Source organism: Nonomuraea sp. NPDC000554, assembly GCF_040300065.1.
Taxonomy (GTDB): domain Bacteria; phylum Actinomycetota; class Actinomycetes; order Streptosporangiales; family Streptosporangiaceae; genus Nonomuraea.
Genome location: NZ_JBEPDC010000004.1, coordinates 315019 through 335170, shown reverse-complemented (window position 1 = coordinate 335170; position 20152 = coordinate 315019). Strand labels below are relative to the sequence as shown.

Genomic DNA, 20152 nt, shown 5'->3' with positions numbered 1-20152 from the left:
GCGTATAGTCAGAAGTGATTAGATGACTTGATATGTCCGAGGTAACGCGGCCGACCCTTTCCGACGCTCTGACCGAGAGCATGCTGGAGCTCATCCGTACGGGCGGGCACCAGCCGGGCGACCGGCTGCCCTCGACCAGGGAGCTCTCCCAGCGCTTCGCTGTCACCACCCCGACACTGCGCGAGGCGCTACGCAGGCTGGAAGCCACCGGTGCCATCGAGATGAGGCACGGTTCCGGCATCTATGTCGGCGCCGCCATCGGGCGGATCGTGCTCCCGAACCCCAACATGCGCGAGATGCACGGCGCCCAGCTCCTGGAGCTGCTCGGCGCCCGCATCGTCATCGAGCCGCCGCTGGCCGCACTGGCCGCGGAACGTGCCACCGGCGAGGAGCTGGAAGCACTCAGAGGCGTGCTCGACGACGCGGCGAGGCACCTGCGGGGACAGGACGCCGAGCTGCACGACGCCAACATGACCTTCCACCGGGCGACCGCGCGGCTCGCGGGCAACAGCGTGTTGCACGAGGTCGTCGACTCGCTGCTGACGGTCCACGGGCCGGAGCAGCGGCAGATCCTGCAGATCTTCGACGACCGGAGCCGCGATTTCGACGAGCACCAGGCGATCCTCGAGGCCATCGAGGCCGGTGACGCCGAGGCCGCCGAAGCGCGCATGCGGGCCCACCTGGTGGACGTCAGGACAGTAATAGAGCAGCGGTTGCAACACCCCCCCAAGTGAAACAAGGAGGCCGGGGCATGATCCGGTCACGCATGGCCACGCTCGGCGTGGCGGCTCTCGTTCTCGCCGCGTGCGGTGGCAACGGCGGAAGCGGTGCCGACGCACCGAAGAAGACCGAGTTGACGCTGTACAACGACAAGGGCGCGTGGAGCAAGTACTTCGACGAGATGGGCGCCCTGTCCAAGCAGCAGATCGGCCTGGGCATGAAGCCGACCGGCTATACCGACTCCGCGCAGTACCAGGCGTTCATCAAGGCGTCGTTCCGCACCAACGTCAAGCCCGACCTGTTCACCTGGCAGACCGGCGGGACGCTGGCGGAGATCGTCAAGCAGAAGCAGGTGGCCGACACCTCGGCCATCTGGCAGGAGGGGATCAAGGCGGGCGACCTGCCCCAGGACCTGGCGCCGTACTACACGGTCGACGGCAAGCAGTACTGCGTGCCGCTGAACGTCGCCTACTGGGGGATGTTCTACAACAAGCAGGTCTTCGACAAGTACCAGCTGAAGCCCCCGACCACCTGGGACGAGCTGGTCAAGGTCGCCGACACGCTGAAGAAGAACGGCGTCAAGGCCTTCTACCACACCAGTGTGCTGTTCTCCTTCGTCTGGTTCGAGCAGCTCATGGCGGGCACCGACCCCGACCTGTACGACCGCCTGTCCACCGGCCAGGCCAAGTACACCGACCCGGGCGTCGTGCAGGTGATGGAGAAGTGGAAGCAACTCATCGACGCCGGGTACTTCGTCAACCCGGGTGACAAGACGGACCCGGCCGACCTGCTGAAGAGCGGCAAGGCCGCGATGGTCTCGTCCGGCACCTGGTTCAACACGTCCATGACGCAGCGCGACCTGAAGGCCGGCACCGACTACGGCTTCTTCACGATCCCCAACGTGAACGCCTCGCTGCCGAAGACGTCCATCATCTTCGAGAGCGGACCGCTCTGCTCGCTGGCCAAGGCGCCCGACGCCGACGCCAGCACGAAGTACCTCAAGTGGTGGACCTCTGCCGGAGCCCAGGAGAAGTGGGCGACGAGCAGGGGCGACGTCTCGGCCAACCCCAAGGTGGCGATCAAGGACGAGGCGCTCGGCCAGATCACCAAGGACGCGGGCAGCGGCAAGTACCGGCTGGTCAACCGCTACTTCGAGGCCACGCCACCGCCGGTGCTGACAGCCGCGCTCGACGGCTTCGGCAAGTTCGTCAACGAGCCCGGCACCTACCAGGAAGTGCTCCAGACCATCCAGAAGGCCGCCGACGAGTACTGGAGCACGCACCAGTGAGCGGCGGGTTTGAGCGACCGAGCCCGCCTCACGGAGTGAGGCAATGAGCACGCGCACTCCCATACTCGGTCGGTTTCGGCATGGGTACGTGGCCCCCGCGGCGCTGCTCGTCGCGGGGCTGCTCTACGCCCCCTTCCTGTGGACCGCGTACCTCAGCTTCACCCGGTACGACGGCCTCGCCTCGCCCGAATGGATCGGTTTCCACAACTTCGTCAAGCTGTTCGACGACCCGGCGCTGCTCACCTCGATCCGCAACACGCTGCTCTGGGTGGTCGGGACGATGGTGCTGCCGGTCGGCCTCGGCCTGCTGGTGGCCGTCCTGTCGTACGACATCAGGGGCGGCGCCTGGTACCGGGTGCCGTTCATGCTGCCGTACGCGCTCAGCGGCGCCGGGCTCGCGCTGGTGTGGAGCCCGGTCCTGTCGCACGACGGCATCGCCAACCAGATCCTCGGCGTCGACACCGCGTTCCTGCAGAAGGCGCCGCACAACACGATCGCCATGCTGCTCGTCTGGACCTGGCAGCAGCTCGGCGTCAACACGCTGCTGTTCGTGGTCGGCCTGCAGTCGATCCCGAAGGAGCCGATCGAGGCCGCGCGGCTCGACGGCGCGTCGGGCTGGAGCCTGTTCAGGCACGTCATCTGGCCGCTGATGAGACCGCTGACCGCGGTCGTCGTCGGGCTGGCGCTGGTGGCGAGCCTGAAGACGTTCGACATCGTCTGGGTGCTGACCCAGGGCGGGCCGGGACGCAACTCCGAGACGCTCGCGGTGACCATGTACAAGGACACCTTCGTTGCCAGCGACTACGGCTACGGCTCGGCCGTCGCGGTCATGTTGACCGTGGTCACCGGGCTGGCGTCCTTCCTCTACCTCAGGAGGCAGGTGCGATGATCCGGCGTGCCGTCCTCGTCGTGCTCGGCCTGATCTGGCTGGGGCCGACGTACCTCCTGCTCGTCAACGCCTCCAGGCCCGCGGCCTCGTACGACGCGAGCAGGGCGTGGTTGCCGTCCGGCGACTTCTCGCTGTTCGAGAACTTCGCCAGGGCCCTGGAGAGCGCGAACCTGGGTGACAGTCTGGCCAGCACCGCGCTCTACGCCGTCGTCTCGCCCGTCCTGGGCGTGCTCATCGGGGCGCTGGCCGGGTACACGATCGTGGTGCTGCGGCTGCGGCACGGGTTCTGGTGGTTCCTGCTGATCTTCGGTGGCACGATCTTCCCGTCGCAGATGCTGCTCGTGCCGCTGTTCGTCGGTTACAGCGACGCCGGGCTGTACGACAGCCGGCTCGGCATGATCGTCATCTACACGGCCATCAACGTGCCGCTGGCGGCCTTCGTGCTGCGCAACTTCTACACCGGGGTGGCCTTCTCGATCTTCGAGGCCGCCCGGATGGACGGCGCGTCCACCTGGCGCATCTTCTGGCGGGTCTACCTGCCGATTTCCACCAGCGCGCTCGCGGCCGTGTTCATCCTCGAGTTCACCTTCATCTGGAACGATTTGATCTTCGGTCTGACCCTGACGCAGACCGAGAACGTGCGGCCGGTGATGACCGCGCTGGCCGGGCTGATGACCGACGTCTACGCGGGTACCCCGATACCCGTCGGCCTGGCTGCCGGGCTCGTCTGCTCGCTGCCCACGGTCCTGCTGTTCCTGGCCACCCAGCGCCTCTTCGCCCGAGGCCTGTCTCTAGGGAGTGTTTGATGACGAGCCGGTTGTTGCAGCGGAGCCTCGGTTCCCCCGACTACGACGGGATCAGGCAGGCGCTGCGCAACGACACCTCGACCCCGGTGATCGGCGTGCGCGGGCTGGAGGTCCGGGTCGCCGTGCTGCCGCTGTTCACCCACGACGGCCGGCAGGCGATCAGGGTGTCGAGCACCCAGCCGCTGACGCACGTGCTGGTGGGCGTCGACAGCGCGTCGGGCACCGACGTGACGCTGCTCGTGCCCGAGGTGAGCGAGCCGCGCGAGTTCACGCTGGAGTCGCGGGACGACGCCGGCGTGGTCGGCTCCGCGCGGATCACCGTCACGCCGCAGCGTAAGTGGAGCGTGTTCGTCGTCCACCACTCCCACCTGGACATCGGTTACACCGACCCGCAGGGCACCGTCCTGCGGCACCACCTCGACTACCTCGACGCCGCGGTCAGGCTGGCCGAGGAGACCGCCTCCTGGCCCGACGACGCCAAGTTCAGGTGGACGGTCGAGTCGTCGATGCCCGCCCTGAAGTGGCTCGGGGCGCGTCCGGCCGAGCAGGTCGAGGCCTTCGCCGCGCTGGCCCGCGAGGGCGTCATCGAGGTGACCGCGCTGCCGTTCCAGCTCCACACCGAGGCGTGCTCCACCGAGGAGCTGTACCGGCAGCTCCGTTTCACCACCCAGCTTCAGGAGAAGTACGGCTTCGCCACCCGCTCCGCCATGCACACCGACGTGCCCGGCGCCGTCGTCGGCCTGGTCGACGCGCTGAACGCGGCCGGGGTGCGCTACCTGGCCGCCGCGCACAACTGGGCCGGACGGTCGGTGCCGTACCTGCACGGCGGTGACAAGCTGACCAGGCCGTTCCGCTGGCGGGCGCCCAGCGGCAACGAGGTGCTGGTCTGGTTCACCGACACCCCGCACGGCATGGCCTACATGGAAGGCAACACGGTCGGGCTGACCGACTCCTACGAGCTGGCCGACGACCTGCTGCCTCGCTACCTGTCGGCGCTGGCCTCGCGCGGCTACCCGTACGGGCCCGGCACGTTCGGCTGGCAGGGCCCCGACGCGCCGCGCGAGCCGTACGAGCTGGACGTGCTGCACCTGCGCGTGCAGGGCGCGCACGCCGACAACGCGGGCCCCTCGATCGTGCCCGCGTCGATCGCGCGCCGGTGGAACGAGCAGTGGGCGTTCCCCCGGCTGCGCTCGGCGGTCAACAGCGACTTCTTCGCGCACGTGGAGGAGCACTACCACGACCGGCTGGCCGTCCACGAGGGCGACTGGACCGACTGGTGGGCCGACGGGCTCGGCTCGGGCGCGCGCCCGCTCGGCTACGTCCGGCGCGCGCAGTCGGCGCTGCGCGCCGCCGAGACCCTGCACACGATCGCGGGCGCGGACGCCACCGGCGAGATCGACGAGGCGTACGACAAGGTGGCGCTGTTCAACGAGCACACCTGGGGCGCTGCCAACCCGTGGGAGGACGCCGAGGAGGCGGGCGACTCGGGCGGCCTGCAGTGGACCCGCAAGTCGTCGGGCGCCTACGACGCCCAGGACGACGCGTCCGACCTGCTCCAGGCCGCTACGCGCCGGTTCGCGGGCGCGCTCTCCGGCCCGGCGCCCGCGGAGGGGGCCGCTTTGGCGTCGTTCGCGGTCTTCAACCCGGGCACCCGCACCCGCACCGACGTCGTGCGGGCGTTCCTGCCGCGGGACGTCGTCGCGGCCGACGTGCCCATCGCGCTGGTGGACGCGCGGACCGGTGAGACGCTCGCGCACCACGAGGAGGTCGTGGACCCGGCCGACTGGCCGACCCGGCCGATCGGGCGGCACCTGCACGCGGTCGTCCCCGAGATCCCCGGCTTCGGCTACGCGCGGCTCGACGTGGTCCGCGCCGAGGCCCCGGCCCCCAAGCCGGTCGCGCTCGACCTGGGCGGCGTGATCGAGAACGAGTTCTACCGGGTGGCGTACGACGTCCACGAGGGCTACATCAGCTCCATCTTCGACAAGAAGGCCGGGCGCGAGCTGGTCAACGCCGACGCCGCGGCCGGTTTCGGCCAGTACGTCTACGACCGCTACGCCACCGCCCCGCACTTCAACCACATGTCGGGGCACGTGGGGGCGCACGACAGGACCCTGCTCGGCGACCGCGCCATCGGCAGGAACGCCACCGTGCTCAAGGCGCAGCGCACCGCCGTCGGCGAGAAGCTGGTCATCGAGCTGCAGGGCAAGGGCGTCGACTGGCTGCGCACCACGATCGAGCTGCACTCCGGCGTCGCCCGCCTGGACCTGACCTACCAGCTCGCCAAGCAGGGCACCCCGGCCAAGGAGGCCGTCTTCCTGGCCTTCCCGTTCGCGTCCGGACCCGCCTCGGCGTGGGAGCTGACCGGCGGAGTGGGCGGCCCGGACGTGCCCCGGGTGCCCGGGTCGGCCGAGTACATGCTGCCGATCAGGCACTGGATCGCCTTCGAGGACCCGGAGCTGACCATCGCCTGGGCCACCCTGGAAGCGCCGCTGGTGCAGCTCGGCACGATCCACATGCCGTACGCGCCGTTCCCGCCGACCCTCGAAGAGGAGGAGGGGACGGTCTACTCCTGGGCGCTGAACAACATCTGGGACACCAACTTCCCCTCCCAGCAGCAGGGCGAGACGACGTTCAGGTACGCGGTCACGTCCGAGGTGGGTGTGCCCGGCAGGCGGCTGGGTGCGCGGGCGGCGGCCGGGCTGACGGACCAGTTCGTCGGCGCGCTGCTGACCGAGGGTCCGGGGGCAGCCCCGGCGACCCGGTCGTTCGTCACCGCCGACCACCCCGACGTGCTGGTCAACTCGATCGGGCAGGCGGGAGCCGAGCACGTGGTCCGGCTGCAGTCGCTGGCCGGCGAGCCGGTCGAGGTGACGGTCAGCCTGCCGGGCCTGCGGACGGCCCGGGTGAGCGCGGGCCTGGAGCGCGAGCGGGAGCAGCTCGACGTAGTAGACGAATCGGTCAAGGTGCGGCTGCCCGCCTGTGGGGTCGCCGCCGTTTGGGGGACGTGCGAGTGAAGATCGTAGACATCCGGGCCACGACGGTCGCCGTCCCGCTGGAGGCGCCGCTGCGCCACAGCAACGGCGCCCACTGGGGACGGTTCGTCCGCACGATCGTCGAGGTCGAGACCGACAACGGGCTGATCGGCCTGGGGGAGATGGGCGGTGGCGGGGAGAGCGCGGAAGCGGCCTTCCGCGCGCTCCTGCCGTACCTGAAGGAGCACGATCCCTTCCAGCTGGAAGCGCTGCGGTTCAAGATCGCAAATCCGACCGCGTCGCTCTACAACAACCGGACCCAGCTCCTCGCGGCCATCGAGTTCGCCTGCCTCGACCTGATCGGGCAGCATCTCGGCGTCCCGGTCTGCGACCTGCTCGGCGGGCGCATCCGCGACGCGGTGCCGTTCGCGTCCTACCTGTTCTTCCGGTACGCGGCCGAGGGGTACGCCGAGATCCGTACGCCTGACCAGCTTGTCGAGCACACCCGCGAGCTGAAGGCGGCGCACGGGTTCACCGTGCACAAGCTCAAGGGCGGCGTCTTCCCGCCCGACTACGAGCTGGAGTGCTACCGCGCGCTGGCCGAGGCGTTCCCCGGCGACCGGCTCCGCTACGACCCGAACGCGGTGCTGTCGGTCGCCGAGGGGCTGCGGTTCGGCCACGCCATCGAGGGGCTGAACAACGACTACCTGGAGGACCCCGTTTGGGGGCTCGAAGGGCTCAGGGCCGTGCGCGAGCAGGTCAGGGTGCCGCTGGCGACGAACACCGTCGTCGTCAACTTCGAGCAGCTCGCCTCGAACGTGCTGCGCCGCAGCGCCGACGTGGTGCTGCTGGACACCACCTTCTGGGGCGGGATCCGGCCGTGCATCAAGGCGGCGGGGGTGTGCGAGACGTTCCAGCTCGGGGTGGCGGTGCACTCGTCCGGGGAGCTGGGGATCCAGCTCGCGACGATGCTGCACCTGGGCGCGGTGCTGCCGAACCTCACGTACGCGGCCGACGCCCACTACCACCAGCTTCGCGACGACGTGATCGAGGGCGGCAAACTGGCCTACTCGGAGGGCGGCATCGCCGTGCCGACGGGGCCTGGGCTGGGCGTGAAGCTGGATAAGGAGCGTGTAGCCCGCTATGCCGAGCTTTATCGGGAAATAGGTGGCTATCCGTACGACCGTGACCCTGGACGGCCCGGTTGGTACGCCCAGGTGCCGAATGAGCGCTTTGCCGACCCCGCTATTTCAGGAGATATCGCTACATAATTAGCCGTCATGGCTGAAGAACAGCGGCAACCTGCCGACAACCTCGTCACCACCCAGCACGCGCTCACCGACGGCCGGCCGTACACCGCGACCACCGGCACCGTGGTCCTGCGCGAGGAGGTGACGACCGACGGCAGGTTCGACGGCCACCGGCCCAAGGCCGAGGTGTTCGTCACCGCCTACACGCTCGACGACGCGGACCCGCTGACCAGGCCCGTCACGTTCGCCTTCAACGGCGGGCCCGGTTCGTCGAGCGTGTGGCTGCACCTCGGCGTGCTCGGCCCGCGCCGGGTGCTGATGGGCGACGCGGGGGCGCTGCTGCCCCCGCCGTACGGCCTGGCCGACAACGCCGAGACCCTTCTGAACGTCAGCGACCTGGTCCTCGTCGACCCGATCTCGACCGGCTTCTCGCGGGCCGCGGAAGGCGAGAAGGCCGAGCCGTACCACGGCTTCACCGGCGACCTGGAGTCGGTCGGGGAGATCATCAGGCTGTGGACGACCAGGAACGGGCGGTGGATGTCGCCCAAGTTCCTCGCGGGCGAGTCGTACGGCACCGTCAGGGCGGCGGCGCTGGCCGACCACCTGCAGACCCGCTACGGCATGTACCTCAACGGCCTGATGCTCATCTCCTCCGTGCTCGACTTCGGCACGGTCGTCTTCGCCGAGGGCAACGACCTGCCGTACCCGCTCTACCTGCCGACCTACGCCGCCATCGCCCACCACCACGGGCTGCACGGCGACCGCCCCCTGGCCGACGTGCTGCGCGAGGCCGAACAGTACGCCGAGCGCGACTACCCCTGGGCGCTGTCACGGGCCGGCCGCCTCACCCGCGAGGAACGCGCCGCGGCCGTCGCCAGGGTCGCCGCGCTGTCCGGTCTCTCCGAGGACTACGTGGACCGCGTGGACCTGCGCATCGAGCACGTCCGCTTCTTCACCGAGCTGCTGCGCTCCCGCCGCCAAACGGTCGGGCGGCTCGACGGCCGCTTCGCCGGCTGGGACCCCGACTCGGGGCGCGAGCGGTTCGCCCACGACCCGAGCCTGGCCGCGATCGTCGGCCCCTACAGCGCCGCGCTCAACCACTACCTGCGGGCCGAGCTGGACTACGTCAACGACCTGCCCTACGAGGTGCTCACCTCGCGCGTGGACCCCTGGTCGTTCAAGGAGTTCGAGAACCAGCACGTCAACGTGGCCGGGAAGCTCGCCTCGGCGATGCGGGCCAACCCGCACCTGCGCGTCCACGTCGGATGCGGGTACCACGACGGCGCCACGCCGTACCACGCCGCCGAGCACACCTTCGCCCGTCTGCCCGTGCCCGCCGAGCTGCGGGGGAACATCGAGTTCAGGTACTACGAGGCCGGTCACATGATGTACGTCCACGAGCCGAGCCGCCTCCGGCAGTCTGCTGACCTGGCGGCGTTCGTCCGAGGCGTCTGAGCTGGGGAAATATGGCCGTGGAACGCCCGGCGAGGATCGGCGAGTCATAACTTTGGGTATACCTGTCAACACGCTAGGTTACCGATCGAGAGACTCGCCGACCGAGGAGACCACCGTGAGGCTGACCGTCCGGGCTGTCGGCGACGCGCTCGACGGCCACCGGCCGAGCAGCGGACGCCGCTGAACGACCGCGGCGGCACCGGTTTCCGGGTTCGGCCACACTGAACCAGGGCGCACAGAAAGCGGGCCGGGCCATGGCTAGCATCACAGGACCCCAACACGCTGGAACGGGCCGCCGCCGAGCCGGCCGCCCACCGGGCCCCGCCGGCTCGCGGAGCCCCGTGCCGACCGCGCGTTCGGCCGGCTCGCGGAGCCCTGCGCCGGTCACGCGTTCGGCCGGCTCGCGGCCGCCTGGGGCGCACGCTCCGCGCCCGTCGCCCTTATCCCGCCCCGGGGCCGCCGCCCTTCGGCGCCCAGCGACGGCTGCTGGCAGCCGTCGCCGCGTGCAGACGGCCGTCAGGCCAGGTAGCGGCCCGGTCGGCCCGCAGGAGGGCCTGTCCGCTGGGAGACGCCCGCACATGGGCGGGACTGCTGGGAGACGCCCGCTGATCGGCGGGTCCGCTGGGAGACCGGCTAGCCCGCAGGTGGGCGCCGGGTCCGGCGGCGGCTCGGCGCGCCGTCGGCTTCGCTCCTCGGCGGGAGATCGGGCCCGGCCGGTTCACGGAGTCCCGCGACGGCCTCCGGCGGCGCCGCGTGTTCGGCGGGTTCGCGGCCTTCCGCACCGGCCTCCGGCAGCGCCGGCCCCGCGCGTCCCGACCGCCGTCCACGCCGGGCCGCTGACGGGTTGCGGACGCGCGGCTGACACGCGCTCGCGTGGTTTATTACCCGAGCCGTCACTCGGGGAGGGCCGCCGGGTTGCGGGCGAGCAGGCCGCCGTCCACGCGGTGCTCGGCGCCCGTGATGAACGACGAGCGTGGCCCCGCCAGGAACGCCACCAGCTCGGCGACCTCCTCCGGCCTGCCGACCCGGCCGAGTGGGTGCGCCCGGCCCCACTGCGCCACCTGCTCCTCCTGTGACAGCGAGCCCCGCCACAGGTCCGCGGCCCAGCGCAGCATCGGCGTGTCGACCGAGCCGGGGCAGACCACGTTCACCCTGATGCCGTCGGCCGCGTGGTCCAGCGCCATGGCCTTGGTCAGGCCGTTCAGCGCCGCCTTGCTCGCCGTGTAGGCCGCCACCTGCGCCTGCGAGGCGAACGCCTGCACCGACGACATCACCACGATCGACCCGCCGCCCCGCGCCTTCAACCGGGGAATCGCCGCCTTGCAGGTCAGGTAGACACCCTTGAGGTTGATGTCCAGGACCTCGTCCCAGACGTCCTCGGGGGTGTCGACCACCGTGCCGTACCGCTGCACGCCCGCGCACGTCGCCACGATGTCGAGCCCGCCGTACCTGGCCACGGCCAGGTCCACGAGGTCGCGCATGTCGCCGGCCCGCCGCACGTCCGCGACCACGCCGGTGACGTGCTCGCTGTCGAGCACCGCCTCCTTGTCGGCGCCGCAGAACACCACGGACGCCCCACCGTCGGCCAGCCGGTCCACCACCGCCCGGCCGATCCCCTTCGAGCCGCCCGTGACCAGCGCGACCTTTCCTTCGAACTCGCTCATGTCAGCACCTCCACGCGAAACCGCGACGTCCTCGTCTCGTGAGGTCCCAAGGTAAGCGCCGTGCCGTTCGCCACGGCCGCGGCCAGCCCGTCGGTGGGCATGCTGGAGAACGGTTCCAGCCCGATCGTGTACGCCTGTCCCCACCACGGGTAACCGGTGGACGCGCCGAGCTCCTGCCACATCCACAGGTACGGCAGGAGCGTCGCGTCCCACTCCACGCGCAGCCCGACGTCCCCCGTGATCTCGTACCAGCCCTCGCTGAAGCCGGTCAGGTAGACGATGTCGCTCGGCGCGCCGCGCCCGGGGACCACGCTGAGGTCAGTCTCGCCGCCGCCCTCGGCGGGCACGACCGGCCACCGCCACGGCCCACCGGCCTGCACCCGGCGCCCGGCGGGGTTGATCGCGCTGTCGTGCGGGACCACGGTGACGCCCTCCGGCAGCCTGATCCTGGCGCCCGGCCGCAGGAACGGCTCGCCGTACACGATGTGCTGGCCCCACATGGCGTGCAGTTCGAGCCCCGAGTCGTTGGACGCGCGTCCCTCGACCTCCAGCGCGGCAGTCCCCGACGCCAGCCGCATGGTCCGCTCCAGCCGGTACGGCAGCCGCCTGGTCCGCACGCTCAGCCGGACGGCCACCTCCTGCGGGGAGTCGGCCAGCACCTCGACCTCCCACGGCAGCCCGGCCACCTCCCCGTGCTGCGCCAGCCGCGCGCCCCGGTACTCGCTCGGCGCGCCGCCGTTGGGGAAGATCTCCTGCCAGCCGCCCTCGTAGTGGTCGATGAACTGCGCGACGTCGTCCGCCGCCCCCTGGAGGTGGTCGTGCGGGTTGCGCAGGCCCTGCGGGGAGAGCCAGACGAAGTCCGTGTCGGTGGGCTTGTGCAGGAACTCCACCACGTCGCCGCCCTTGTCGGGCACGACGGTCACGCGGAGCGCCTCGTTCTCAAGCACGACCGCCCGCAGCCCGTCGATCGTGACGAGCCGCAGGCGAGCCGCCCAGTTTCGTCTCACCCGAAGCTCACGTCGATGAACCGCGGGCGGTAGATGGAGACGTCCCGGTAGTGGTCGGTGTTGACGAAGCTGTTGACGTTGTACGAGACGACCAGCCCGTTGCCCGAGACGTCCGGGTGCGCGTGGGCGTTGTACGTGAAGATGTTCCCGCCCGTCTCCGGGGTCGTGTAGACGAGCTGCTTGCCGGTGAACGGGCCGGTGGGCGAGCACGAGGTGTAGGCCACGATCCGCGGGCTGAGCACCTCGCTCGTGTCATGCGTGATCAGGACGTAGCCGTTGCCCACCTTGGTCACGCTGTACTCGTTCGCCACCCCGCTCATCATCCGGGCCGAGTCCGCCTCGTCCGGCGACCAGGTGCCGTCGGCCTTCATGAACTCCCACTGGCCGAGCAGGCTCTGCCCCTTGACCCTGGCGAGGTGCATGTACTTGGGCGAGCCCAGGTCCTCCACGCCGTAGACGTAGGTGTAGCCGCCGTCCTTGAGCGTCGCGGACGCCCAGGAGACGCCGTGGCCGGAGGGCAGGTCGTGGACGCTGATCGGCTGGTTCAGCCGGCCCGGGACGAAGCGGGCGACCACGTTCTTGTGCCAGCGCCAGTCCCAGGCGCCGGTGCCGTACCGCTCGTACTCCTGGTAGGTCACCTCCACCACGCCACCGGCGAGGGTCGCGTCGCCGGCCCAGTACCAGTGGTTCTGGTCGCGGGGCGGCATCACGGCCTTCGGCTGCTCCTGCGTCCCGTCGTGGATCGTGGCGAGCCTGCCGTCCTGCTCGACGGCGAAGGAGTTGTTGAGGAAGACGGTCGTCCCGCCCTCCTCGACGACCGGCGGCCTGGAGCCGTCGGCGTTCACCTGGCCGAGGAAGGTGTCGGAGAAGATCCACAGCTCCTTGCCGCTGGGCAGCTTGAGCGAGTACGTCCCGTCGGCGCCGGTCCAGTCGTCGGTGCGGCTGTTGTCGTTGCCGTAGTTGGTGAACAGGCCGGTCAGCCGGGCGTCGACGGCCGCGCCCTTGACGGCGGGGGCGCACGCGGACGCGGCGGTGGCGGCCCGCTCGGTCGTGGCGGCCACGGAGGGGGTGGGCTTGGGGGGTGCGGCAACCGCCTGGTGCGGCACGGCGGTGAGGCCGAGCAGCGCGACGCCGAGGGGGATGAGGGCGGACCGGAATCGCGTCATCGGGCGTTCCTAGGGGGAAGGGAAGAAGTTCCCTACAGTTCTAGTCATTAGATCACTTACTGTCTACCCCCTCTGTGAGCCCGCCCTCATCAGGCCGTTACGTCATCGCTGTCCCGGCTTGTCCACGAGCTTCGTCTCGAGCTGGGCCGTGAGGGTGAGCGGCGTGCCCGCCTTGACGAAGACCGACGGGGCGCTGGTGTATGTCATCGTCTTGTCCTTCACCGTCACCCCGTAGGTGCCGAGGAAGCGGTAGTCGCCGGGGTCGAGGATCAGGTCGTAGCGCGTCCAGTCGCCGGTGTAGCTGAACGCCACGCCGCGCCTGCCGTCGGCGTCCTCGACGTCCTGGGTGACGGTGACGCCGGGGATCGTGTGGAGCCCGCGGAACAGCGCGGCCCGGACGTCCGATGACAGCGCCTGCTCACCCATGAGCTGGTAGACCGCCTGGAAGAGCTGCTCGTCCATGGGCGGCATCGGCCCATCGGTGGGCACGAAGTGCCTCCCCTCCAGCACCGCACGGATCTTCCCGAGCACTCCTTCCGAGGTGACCGGCGGCTTGGCGAGGTCGGCCGCGCTGATCCCCGGGTGGGTGCCCTGGATGAGCAGCTTGCCGCCCTCCTCCCAGGCGACCTGCTTGCCGTCGACGCTGGTCCACTGCTCGAAGGTGGTGCGCTTGGACAGGTCCGCGCCGATGGTGTTGTAAGGGGCCTGGCGCTCCTTGATGTAGAGCCACTGTCCCGGGCTGGCCACGAACCCCGGTGTGTCCTCCGCCGCTCTCGCGGCCCGCTCACCGAGCTCCCGCACGCTCGCCACGGGCGTCATGGCAGGCTGGCCGCGCAGCACGACCACGCCGGTGCCGACCGTCACGGCCAGCACCCCCGCGACCGCGAGCCGCCACCCCAGCCGCCGACGCCGGGGCCGTGTCTCCACTCCTCGGACGGCCTTCAGCAGCCGTGCCCGGGCCGCGCTCTCCGCCTCCGCCGTCATCGGCGGCGTGTTCCGGCGGAAGTCCTTGATCGTGTCCATCACAGCTCCTCGTCTCCCAGCGCGGCCCGCGTCTTCCTGCGCGCCCGGTGCAGCCGGGACCGTACGGTTCCCAGCGGAATGTCCAGCGCCCTCGCGACCTCCTCGTAGCTGAGGTCCTCCCAGGCGATCAGCAGCAGCACGTCCCGATCGGCGCGTGACAGCGCCGCCAGCGCCCCCGCCAGCTCGCGCTCCCTGCCCTGCGCCGCGACCCGCCGCGCCACGACGTCGTCCACCGCTTCGGGCAGCGGATCGACGCCCGTGCGGTTGAGGGCCCGCAGCAGCCGCTCCTCCTGCCGCCGGTGCCGCGCGACGAGCGTGGTCGCGATCCCGTACAGCCAGGGCCTGGCCAGCGGTACCGTCACGTCGTACGAGCTCCGCCGCCGGAACGCGGCCAGGAACGTCTCGGCGACGATGTCGTCGGCGGCCTGCGCCCCCAACCGGCGGGCCACGTACAGGTGGATCTGCCGCGCGTAGCGGTCGAACAGCGCCGCGAACTGCTCGGGGTCGTCGGCCGATCGCCGGATCAACTCGGCGTCGTCAACTTCGGCCGTCTCAACGCTCAACGGCCCTCCTTCGTGAGATCGGTCGGTCACCCAGCTGTCTCCCGAAGCCACCGACCGAGTTCTCGGCCCTCTTTAGTACGGGCTCATCTCGTCCAGCACTTTGGCGGCGAGTGTCAGAAACTCCTCCGCTTTCGCCAGCGGGCGGAACAACCGTCACTCTGATGAACGGCGACGCCGTCCCGGCCGCGTTGCTCGCCCACGGTCGCCGCGCGGCTAACGGCCGCGCCGCGTGTCAGTCTGCTTCGGGTGCCCGGTCCCCGCCCGTGTGATCCACAAGGTGCGGCGCTCGTCGTCGATCGCCTACCAGACGCGCCCGCCCGACGTGGCCTCGTACTGCCACTGTTCCAGCGCGTCGCCCCCCACCTTCACGACGCCGAGAGCGCCTTTGAGCGGATGCTGGCGGCTGTCGACATGCCGCGGGTCGCCGGTGATGGCGACCCAGGCCCTGTCGAGGTTCTCCCGGGCGTGGGCGAGCAGACGGCTCCAGCCCTCGGCGAAACGCACGCGCCACGGATGAGGTCGGGGAACATCGTCACCTCGACCGGCCATCAGGACTCGTCGGTGGGGCGAGGCACGTCCGGCCCGTCGCCGGGGAAGGGGCCCTGGAGTTCACGGGCGAGTTGCGGGTCGCTCCAGACGATCGCGGTGGATCGCCAGGAGGCCAGCGCACGTCCGAACGGCAGCAGCTCGCCCGTGTCGGCTCCCGCGATCAGGTGGCCGAGCAGTTCACGCACGCACTCATGGCGCTCGGGGTCGGGCAGCCAGGTGACCCAGGGGAGTTCCTCGGCGAGGACCTCCTCGGCGAGGTCGCTGTTACGGCGGGCGACGATGGCCAGGGCCCGGGCGGCGATACGCAGGCTGGCCGTCCCCGCCTCGAAACGCTCCGCCCGCATCAAGATGAGGTTCTCGTCGTCGCGCCGCTCGAGGACGACGTCGGCGTTGTCCAGCGACGGGAGGACCTGCGAGGGGCCTCGGAGAAACGCGCTGTACGGAAAGCTCTTCGTCGTCACGACCACAGTCTATCTGAAGTAGTTCAGATAGACCGTGCCGCAGGTCGGCCCGCCTTTCCTGGTGTGTCGAGCGCGGGCACACGGCTCTGGGGCGCGGGCGCGCGTCCGTGCGGCTGACTGGCGGAAAACGGGGTGACCGGGAGGGAGGGCGGTCGATACCCTACGGCGGGAGCTGGAGGGGATCGAAGTGCCGCACGTCGAAGTTGGACATCTGACCTATGTGTTGCCCGACGGGCGGCCGTTGCTGACCGATGTCTCCTTCAGGATCGGCGAGGGGGTCAAGGCCGCGCTCGTCGGGCCCAACGGGGCGGGGAAGACCACGCTCATGCGGCTCGTCGCGGGTGATCTGCAGCCTGTCGAGGGGAGTGTGGCGAGCTCCGGCGGGCTGGGGGTGATGCGGCAGTTCGTGGGCAGCGTCCGCGACGGCAGCACGGTGCACGACCTGCTGCTGAGCGTCGCGCCGCCCGCCGTGCGGCTGGCCGCGGAGCGGCTGGCGCAGGCGGAGCTCGTGATGATGGAGCGCGACGACGAGAAGGCGCAGCTCCGTTACGCGCAGGCCATCAGCGACTACACCGACGCCGGTGGTTACGACATCGAGGTGCTGTGGGACACGTGTACGGTCGCCGCACTCGGCGTGCCGTACGACAACGTGAAATATCGGGACGTGTCCACGCTGTCCGGCGGCGAGCAGAAGCGCCTCGTCCTCGAAGCCCTGCTCCGCGGCCCCGACCAGACGCTGCTGCTCGACGAGCCCGACAACTATCTGGACGTCCCGGGCAAGGAGTGGCTGGAGCAGCAGCTCAGGGAGACGCCGAAGACCGTCCTGCTGGTCAGCCACGACCGCCAGCTGCTGGCGAACGCGGCCGACCGGATCGTGACCGTGGAATCCGGAAATATCTGGATTCATGGTGGCGGGTTCGCCACCTACGCCGAGGCCCGCAAGGCCCGCAACGAGCGGCTCGACGAGCTGCGCAGGCGCTGGGACGAGGAGCACGCCAAGCTCAAGGCCCTGGTCGTCATGCTCCGCGACAAGGCCAGATACAACGACAGCATGGCCCCGGCCTACCGGGCGGCCCAGACCCGGCTGCGCAGGTTCGAGGAGGCCGGCCCGCCCGAGCAGGCGCCCAACGACCAGAACATCAGCATGCGCCTCAGGGGCGGGCGCACCGGCAAGCGCGCGGTCATCTGCGAGGGCCTGGAGCTGACCGGCCTGATGCGCCCGTTCGACCTGGAGGTCTGGTACGGCGAGCGGGTCGCGGTGCTCGGCTCGAACGGGTCGGGCAAGTCGCACTTCCTGCGGCTGCTCGCGGGCGAGCAGATCGGCCACTCCGGCGTCGCCAGGCTCGGGGCCAGGGTCGTGCCCGGCCACTTCGCCCAGACGCACGCCCGTCCCGACCTGCTCGGACGGACGCCGGTCGAGATCGTGATGACCGAGCACGCCAGGCTGAAGAACGAGGCGATGAAGGCGCTGGCCAGGTACGAACTGGCCGGGAGGGTCGCCGAGCAGCGGTTCGACACGCTGTCGGGCGGGCAGCAGGCGCGGCTGCAGATCCTGCTCCTGGAGCTGTCGGGCGCGACTCTGCTGCTGCTCGACGAGCCGACCGACAACCTGGACCTGGCCAGTGCCGAGGCGCTCCAGGCCGGTCTGGACGCCTTCGACGGCACGGTCTTGGCGGTCACCCACGACCGCTGGTTCGCCGCGGATTTCGATCGGTTCCTGGTGTTCGGCTCCGACGGAACCGTCTACGAGTCGCCGACCCCGGTCTGGGACGAGGCCCGGGTGGTACGTCCCCGTTAAAGAGTTGGTACGGCCGTCGCGTGTCCCCTGCCAGAGGCACCCATGAACCGGCTATCACGGCAAAGTGATCCCGTGTAGTCGAACCGTCAGCCTCCTCGCACTCGGGGCGATCTGCCTAGCCGGGTGCTCCAGCGAGGACCAGAAGCCACAACAGCAGCTCAAACCGCTCGCCCTCAAAGAGCAGGTGTCGAACATCGTCAAGTCAGGCAGCGGGTACGCCGTGAACTGGGCCGGAGTGCTCACGAACAGCAACCCGTGGCACTTCGGCGAGCACGTGGTCGCCACGGTCGTCGCCCGCGACGCCGGGGGCGCCGAGGTGGTCAGGATGGACCAGCCGCTCGACGCGGTGCCGCCGGGCGGGTCGCTGGCCTTCACCGGCCAGGCGACCGCCACGGCGAAGCCGGCGAAGGTGACGATCGACTACCGCCAGGCCCAGTGGCGTCCCGCGGCCCGCATCGCCTCGGCGTTCAAGCAGTTCCCCGTCTCGCGGGTGCAGACGCTGCCTCAGAAGGACGGGACGTATCTCATCACCGGATACGTCTCCAATCCGTACCAGCTCGCCGCCAGCAGCCTGGTGGTGAACGCGTTGCTGCGCGACAGCTCGGGCAAGCTGCTCGGCGGCGGCAGCACGTTCGTGGACGACGTCAAGGCGGGCAATCCGCCGCGCTTCATCCTGACCGTCGAGGGCCTGCCGCAGGGCGCCAAGGTGGCCAGGACGGAGGTGACCGCCCGCACCTGGGGCTCGACCGCCCGTCCCTTCGAGGACCTGGCGCTCGGTGGCGCGGTGCCGGTGCACACGGTCAAGCCCACCACGGAGCCGTTCGCCGTGGACCGCGGCTCCCAGGCGATGCAGATTCCCGACCACAAGCAGTGACCGCCGCGCCCTGCGCGGGCGCGGCGGAAACGCATTCCTCAATAACGCGATAAATCAGGAACAAACCAAATCGCTGACGTATGCGTGCGTGCCGTGCAAATGGTCAGAAACGTTATGGCCGTGCGGTTAGCAAGGGATGCCATTCCCGCTGAATCGGTAGAACTGCTAGTTACCAATCCATTACCTTCGGTCACATGACTGACCGCGTCCTGGTCGAGGCTCTCCGCGCCGGCGACCCGGGTGCCCTCGCGGCGCTGTACGACGCGTACGCCGAGAGCATCTACCGATACTGCTGGTCCCTTCTCATGAGCGCCGACAGCGCGCAGGTGGCGCTGCGTGACACGCTGATCGCGGCCGAGGCGCACGCGGGCGCGCTGTCCGACCCGGGCAGGCTGCGCGCCTGGCTCTACGCGCTGGCGCGCGCCGAGTGCCTGCGCCGCCGCATGGCCACACCGCCCGGCGCGGACGAGGCGCTGGCGGAGGCCCCGGTGCTCGACGACCCGGCCGACGCCGACCTGCGGGTGATGGCGTGGAACGCGACGCGCAGCCTGTCGTCGGCCGACCGCGAGGTGCTGGAGCTGTCGGCAGGGCACGAGCTGTCCACCGCGGAGCTCGCGGCGGTCCTCGGGGTGCCGCCGCGCCAGGTCGAGACGGCCCAGGAGGAGGCGCGTGAGCGGCTGCGCGACGCGGTGGCGGCGGAGATCCTGGCCAGGAAGGGCCCCTACGACTGCCCGCGCCGGGCCCGCATCCTGTCCGGCTTCTCCGGAGAGCTGGCGCCGGAGATGCGCCAGCAGCTGGTCCGCCACCTGAGAGACTGCGAGGTCTGCTCGCCCCAGCACTCGCGGCAGGTGTCGGCGGCCAAGGTCTTCGAGCTGCTGCCGCGGGGCGCGCTGCCCGGCTCGCTCAGGGTCAGGGTGATGAGCTGCTTCATCGACCCCGAGCTCACGCCGTACCGGCGGTACGTGGCCAGGCGCTCGGGCGGGCTCGACGCCGCCGGGTTTCCCGTACCGGGCGGCAGACGGCCGCGAAAATGGCCTCAGGCAGTGGGCGGCGCGCTGGCGGCGGTCGCGACCGTGGTGGCCATAGCGTTGATCTTCCACCACTTCGACAGGGAGAGCGTCGGCCTGCCGGCGCTCGCCACCGCCGCGTTCCCGCCGCCCGGCGAGCCGCCCGGCGTCAGGCTGCCCTGGCAACCCGCCCCGCAGGACTCTCTCATCAGGGTCGAGCCCATTCTCGACAGCACGGGGACGTTCCCGATCGTGTCGATCGCCTCCGCCCGCCCGGTGACCCTCCCCACGCCGAGCGCCGTCCCCGTCCAGACGTCCTCCACTCACACGAAGGCCCCGACCGTGCGACCTTCCGGGGTGCTCACGCCCACCCCCGCCCCTGCCGGGCCGACCGCCACGCCGAGCGAGCCTCCGAGGGACCACCAGACCCGCCCGACCCGCACCCCGTGCCCGACGCCCAAGCCGTCACGGACCCGCACTCCCACTGCCACCCCCACCGGCGGCCCCGGCGGCCCCACCGGCGGCCCCACTGTCACCCCCACGGTCGCGCCCACCGTCACCCCGACCCAGCAACCCACGAGCGCGCCGACGACTCCCGACCCCACCGGCACGCCCAGCGACACCCAGGCCCCCACGCCCACCCAGACCGGCTGAGCC

Annotated in this window: 17 protein-coding genes; 10 read left to right on the top strand and 7 right to left on the bottom strand. The window is 70.5% G+C overall.

Annotation, left to right across the window (positions count from 1 at the left end):
• Window positions 1-32 precede the first annotated feature (32 nt).
• From ABT294_RS10450 to ABT294_RS10420, 7 genes are read left to right on the top strand one after another with little or no spacing between them, the layout of a single operon-like run.
• A complete protein-coding gene (locus ABT294_RS10450; RefSeq protein ID WP_350804957.1) occupies window positions 33-734 on the top strand; it encodes a FadR/GntR family transcriptional regulator in 702 nt (233 codons plus the stop codon).
• Between the two features lie 17 nt (window positions 735-751).
• The gene (locus ABT294_RS10445) at window positions 752-2008 is read left to right on the top strand and encodes an ABC transporter substrate-binding protein (RefSeq protein WP_350804955.1); all 1257 of its coding nucleotides are present in this window, start codon (window positions 752-754) and stop codon (window positions 2006-2008) included.
• Window positions 2009-2051: 43 nt separating this feature from the next.
• Window positions 2052-2897 carry a carbohydrate ABC transporter permease gene (locus ABT294_RS10440; protein WP_350804954.1) on the top strand — a complete coding sequence of 282 codons (846 nt, stop codon included), beginning with the start codon at window positions 2052-2054 and terminating at the stop codon, window positions 2895-2897.
• The gene (locus ABT294_RS10435; RefSeq protein ID WP_350804953.1) at window positions 2894-3703 is read left to right on the top strand and encodes a carbohydrate ABC transporter permease; all 810 of its coding nucleotides are present in this window, start codon (window positions 2894-2896) and stop codon (window positions 3701-3703) included. The genes ABT294_RS10440 and ABT294_RS10435 overlap by 4 nt, the downstream gene beginning before the upstream one ends.
• The gene (locus ABT294_RS10430) at window positions 3703-6720 is read left to right on the top strand and encodes a glycoside hydrolase family 38 N-terminal domain-containing protein (protein WP_350804952.1); all 3018 of its coding nucleotides are present in this window, start codon (window positions 3703-3705) and stop codon (window positions 6718-6720) included. Before ABT294_RS10435 ends, ABT294_RS10430 begins: the two co-directional genes overlap by 1 nt.
• Window positions 6717-7949, top strand: a complete 1233-nt coding sequence (locus ABT294_RS10425; RefSeq protein WP_350804951.1) for an enolase C-terminal domain-like protein — start codon at window positions 6717-6719, stop codon at window positions 7947-7949. The genes ABT294_RS10430 and ABT294_RS10425 overlap by 4 nt, the downstream gene beginning before the upstream one ends.
• A gap of 9 nt (window positions 7950-7958) precedes the next feature.
• The gene (locus tag ABT294_RS10420; RefSeq protein ID WP_350804950.1) at window positions 7959-9383 is read left to right on the top strand and encodes a S10 family peptidase; all 1425 of its coding nucleotides are present in this window, start codon (window positions 7959-7961) and stop codon (window positions 9381-9383) included.
• A gap of 893 nt (window positions 9384-10276) precedes the next feature.
• Here the strand turns inward: ABT294_RS10420 and ABT294_RS10415 are convergent.
• From ABT294_RS10415 to ABT294_RS10385, 7 genes are all read right to left on the bottom strand, one after another.
• On the bottom strand, window positions 10277-11047 hold the full coding sequence (locus ABT294_RS10415; protein WP_350804949.1) for an SDR family NAD(P)-dependent oxidoreductase: 771 nt from the start codon (window positions 11045-11047) through the stop codon (window positions 10277-10279).
• Complete coding sequence (locus ABT294_RS10410) at window positions 11044-12054, bottom strand: DUF4432 family protein (RefSeq protein WP_350804948.1); 1011 nt, start codon at window positions 12052-12054, stop codon at window positions 11044-11046. The genes ABT294_RS10415 and ABT294_RS10410 overlap by 4 nt, the downstream gene beginning before the upstream one ends.
• Window positions 12051-13220, bottom strand: coding sequence for a DUF5005 domain-containing protein (locus ABT294_RS10405; protein ID WP_350804947.1), 1170 nt, complete (start codon window positions 13218-13220; stop codon window positions 12051-12053). The genes ABT294_RS10410 and ABT294_RS10405 overlap by 4 nt, the downstream gene beginning before the upstream one ends.
• 102 nt (window positions 13221-13322) lie before the next feature.
• Complete coding sequence (locus ABT294_RS10400; RefSeq protein WP_350804945.1) at window positions 13323-14243, bottom strand: CU044_5270 family protein; 921 nt, start codon at window positions 14241-14243, stop codon at window positions 13323-13325.
• Window positions 14243-14806 (bottom strand): RNA polymerase sigma factor, encoded by a 564-nt coding sequence (locus ABT294_RS10395; protein ID WP_350804944.1) that lies wholly within the window; start codon window positions 14804-14806, stop codon window positions 14243-14245. Before ABT294_RS10395 ends, ABT294_RS10400 begins: the two co-directional genes overlap by 1 nt.
• 300 nt (window positions 14807-15106) lie before the next feature.
• Entirely contained in the window at window positions 15107-15310 is a 204-nt protein-coding gene (locus ABT294_RS10390; RefSeq protein WP_350804943.1) for a hypothetical protein, read from the bottom strand.
• Window positions 15311-15354: 44 nt separating this feature from the next.
• On the bottom strand, window positions 15355-15816 hold the full coding sequence (locus tag ABT294_RS10385; RefSeq protein WP_350804942.1) for a hypothetical protein: 462 nt from the start codon (window positions 15814-15816) through the stop codon (window positions 15355-15357).
• A gap of 187 nt (window positions 15817-16003) precedes the next feature.
• Here ABT294_RS10385 and ABT294_RS10380 point away from each other — a divergent pair, with 187 nt between their 5' ends.
• The 3 genes from ABT294_RS10380 to ABT294_RS10370 all read left to right on the top strand — a co-directional run bounded on the left by ABT294_RS10380 (window position 16004) and on the right by ABT294_RS10370 (window position 20149).
• On the top strand, window positions 16004-17614 hold the full coding sequence (locus tag ABT294_RS10380) for an ABC-F family ATP-binding cassette domain-containing protein (protein WP_350804940.1): 1611 nt from the start codon (window positions 16004-16006) through the stop codon (window positions 17612-17614).
• A 64-nt stretch (window positions 17615-17678) separates the two neighbouring features.
• A complete protein-coding gene (locus ABT294_RS10375) occupies window positions 17679-18488 on the top strand; it encodes a hypothetical protein (RefSeq protein WP_350804937.1) in 810 nt (269 codons plus the stop codon).
• Between the two features lie 194 nt (window positions 18489-18682).
• Entirely contained in the window at window positions 18683-20149 is a 1467-nt protein-coding gene (locus ABT294_RS10370; protein WP_350804936.1) for a sigma factor-like helix-turn-helix DNA-binding protein, read from the top strand.
• Window positions 20150-20152: the final 3 nt, after the last annotated feature.

Excerpts from the sequence above, each read along its gene's own strand:
- ABT294_RS10370 (WP_350804936.1), top strand. The coding sequence starts at position 18,683 with ATGACTGACCGCGTCCTGGTCGAGGCTCTCCGCGCCGGCGACCCGGGT.
- ABT294_RS10405 (WP_350804947.1), bottom strand. The coding sequence starts at position 13,220 with ATGACGCGATTCCGGTCCGCCCTCATCCCCCTCGGCGTCGCGCTGCTC.
- ABT294_RS10445 (WP_350804955.1), top strand. The coding sequence starts at position 752 with ATGATCCGGTCACGCATGGCCACGCTCGGCGTGGCGGCTCTCGTTCTC.
- ABT294_RS10420 (WP_350804950.1), top strand. The coding sequence starts at position 7,959 with ATGGCTGAAGAACAGCGGCAACCTGCCGACAACCTCGTCACCACCCAG.
- ABT294_RS10430 (WP_350804952.1), top strand. The coding sequence starts at position 3,703 with ATGACGAGCCGGTTGTTGCAGCGGAGCCTCGGTTCCCCCGACTACGAC.
- ABT294_RS10450 (WP_350804957.1), top strand. The coding sequence starts at position 33 with ATGTCCGAGGTAACGCGGCCGACCCTTTCCGACGCTCTGACCGAGAGC.
- ABT294_RS10435 (WP_350804953.1), top strand. The coding sequence starts at position 2,894 with ATGATCCGGCGTGCCGTCCTCGTCGTGCTCGGCCTGATCTGGCTGGGG.
- ABT294_RS10400 (WP_350804945.1), bottom strand. The coding sequence starts at position 14,243 with ATGGACACGATCAAGGACTTCCGCCGGAACACGCCGCCGATGACGGCG.
- ABT294_RS10415 (WP_350804949.1), bottom strand. The coding sequence starts at position 11,047 with ATGAGCGAGTTCGAAGGAAAGGTCGCGCTGGTCACGGGCGGCTCGAAG.
- ABT294_RS10440 (WP_350804954.1), top strand. The coding sequence starts at position 2,052 with ATGAGCACGCGCACTCCCATACTCGGTCGGTTTCGGCATGGGTACGTG.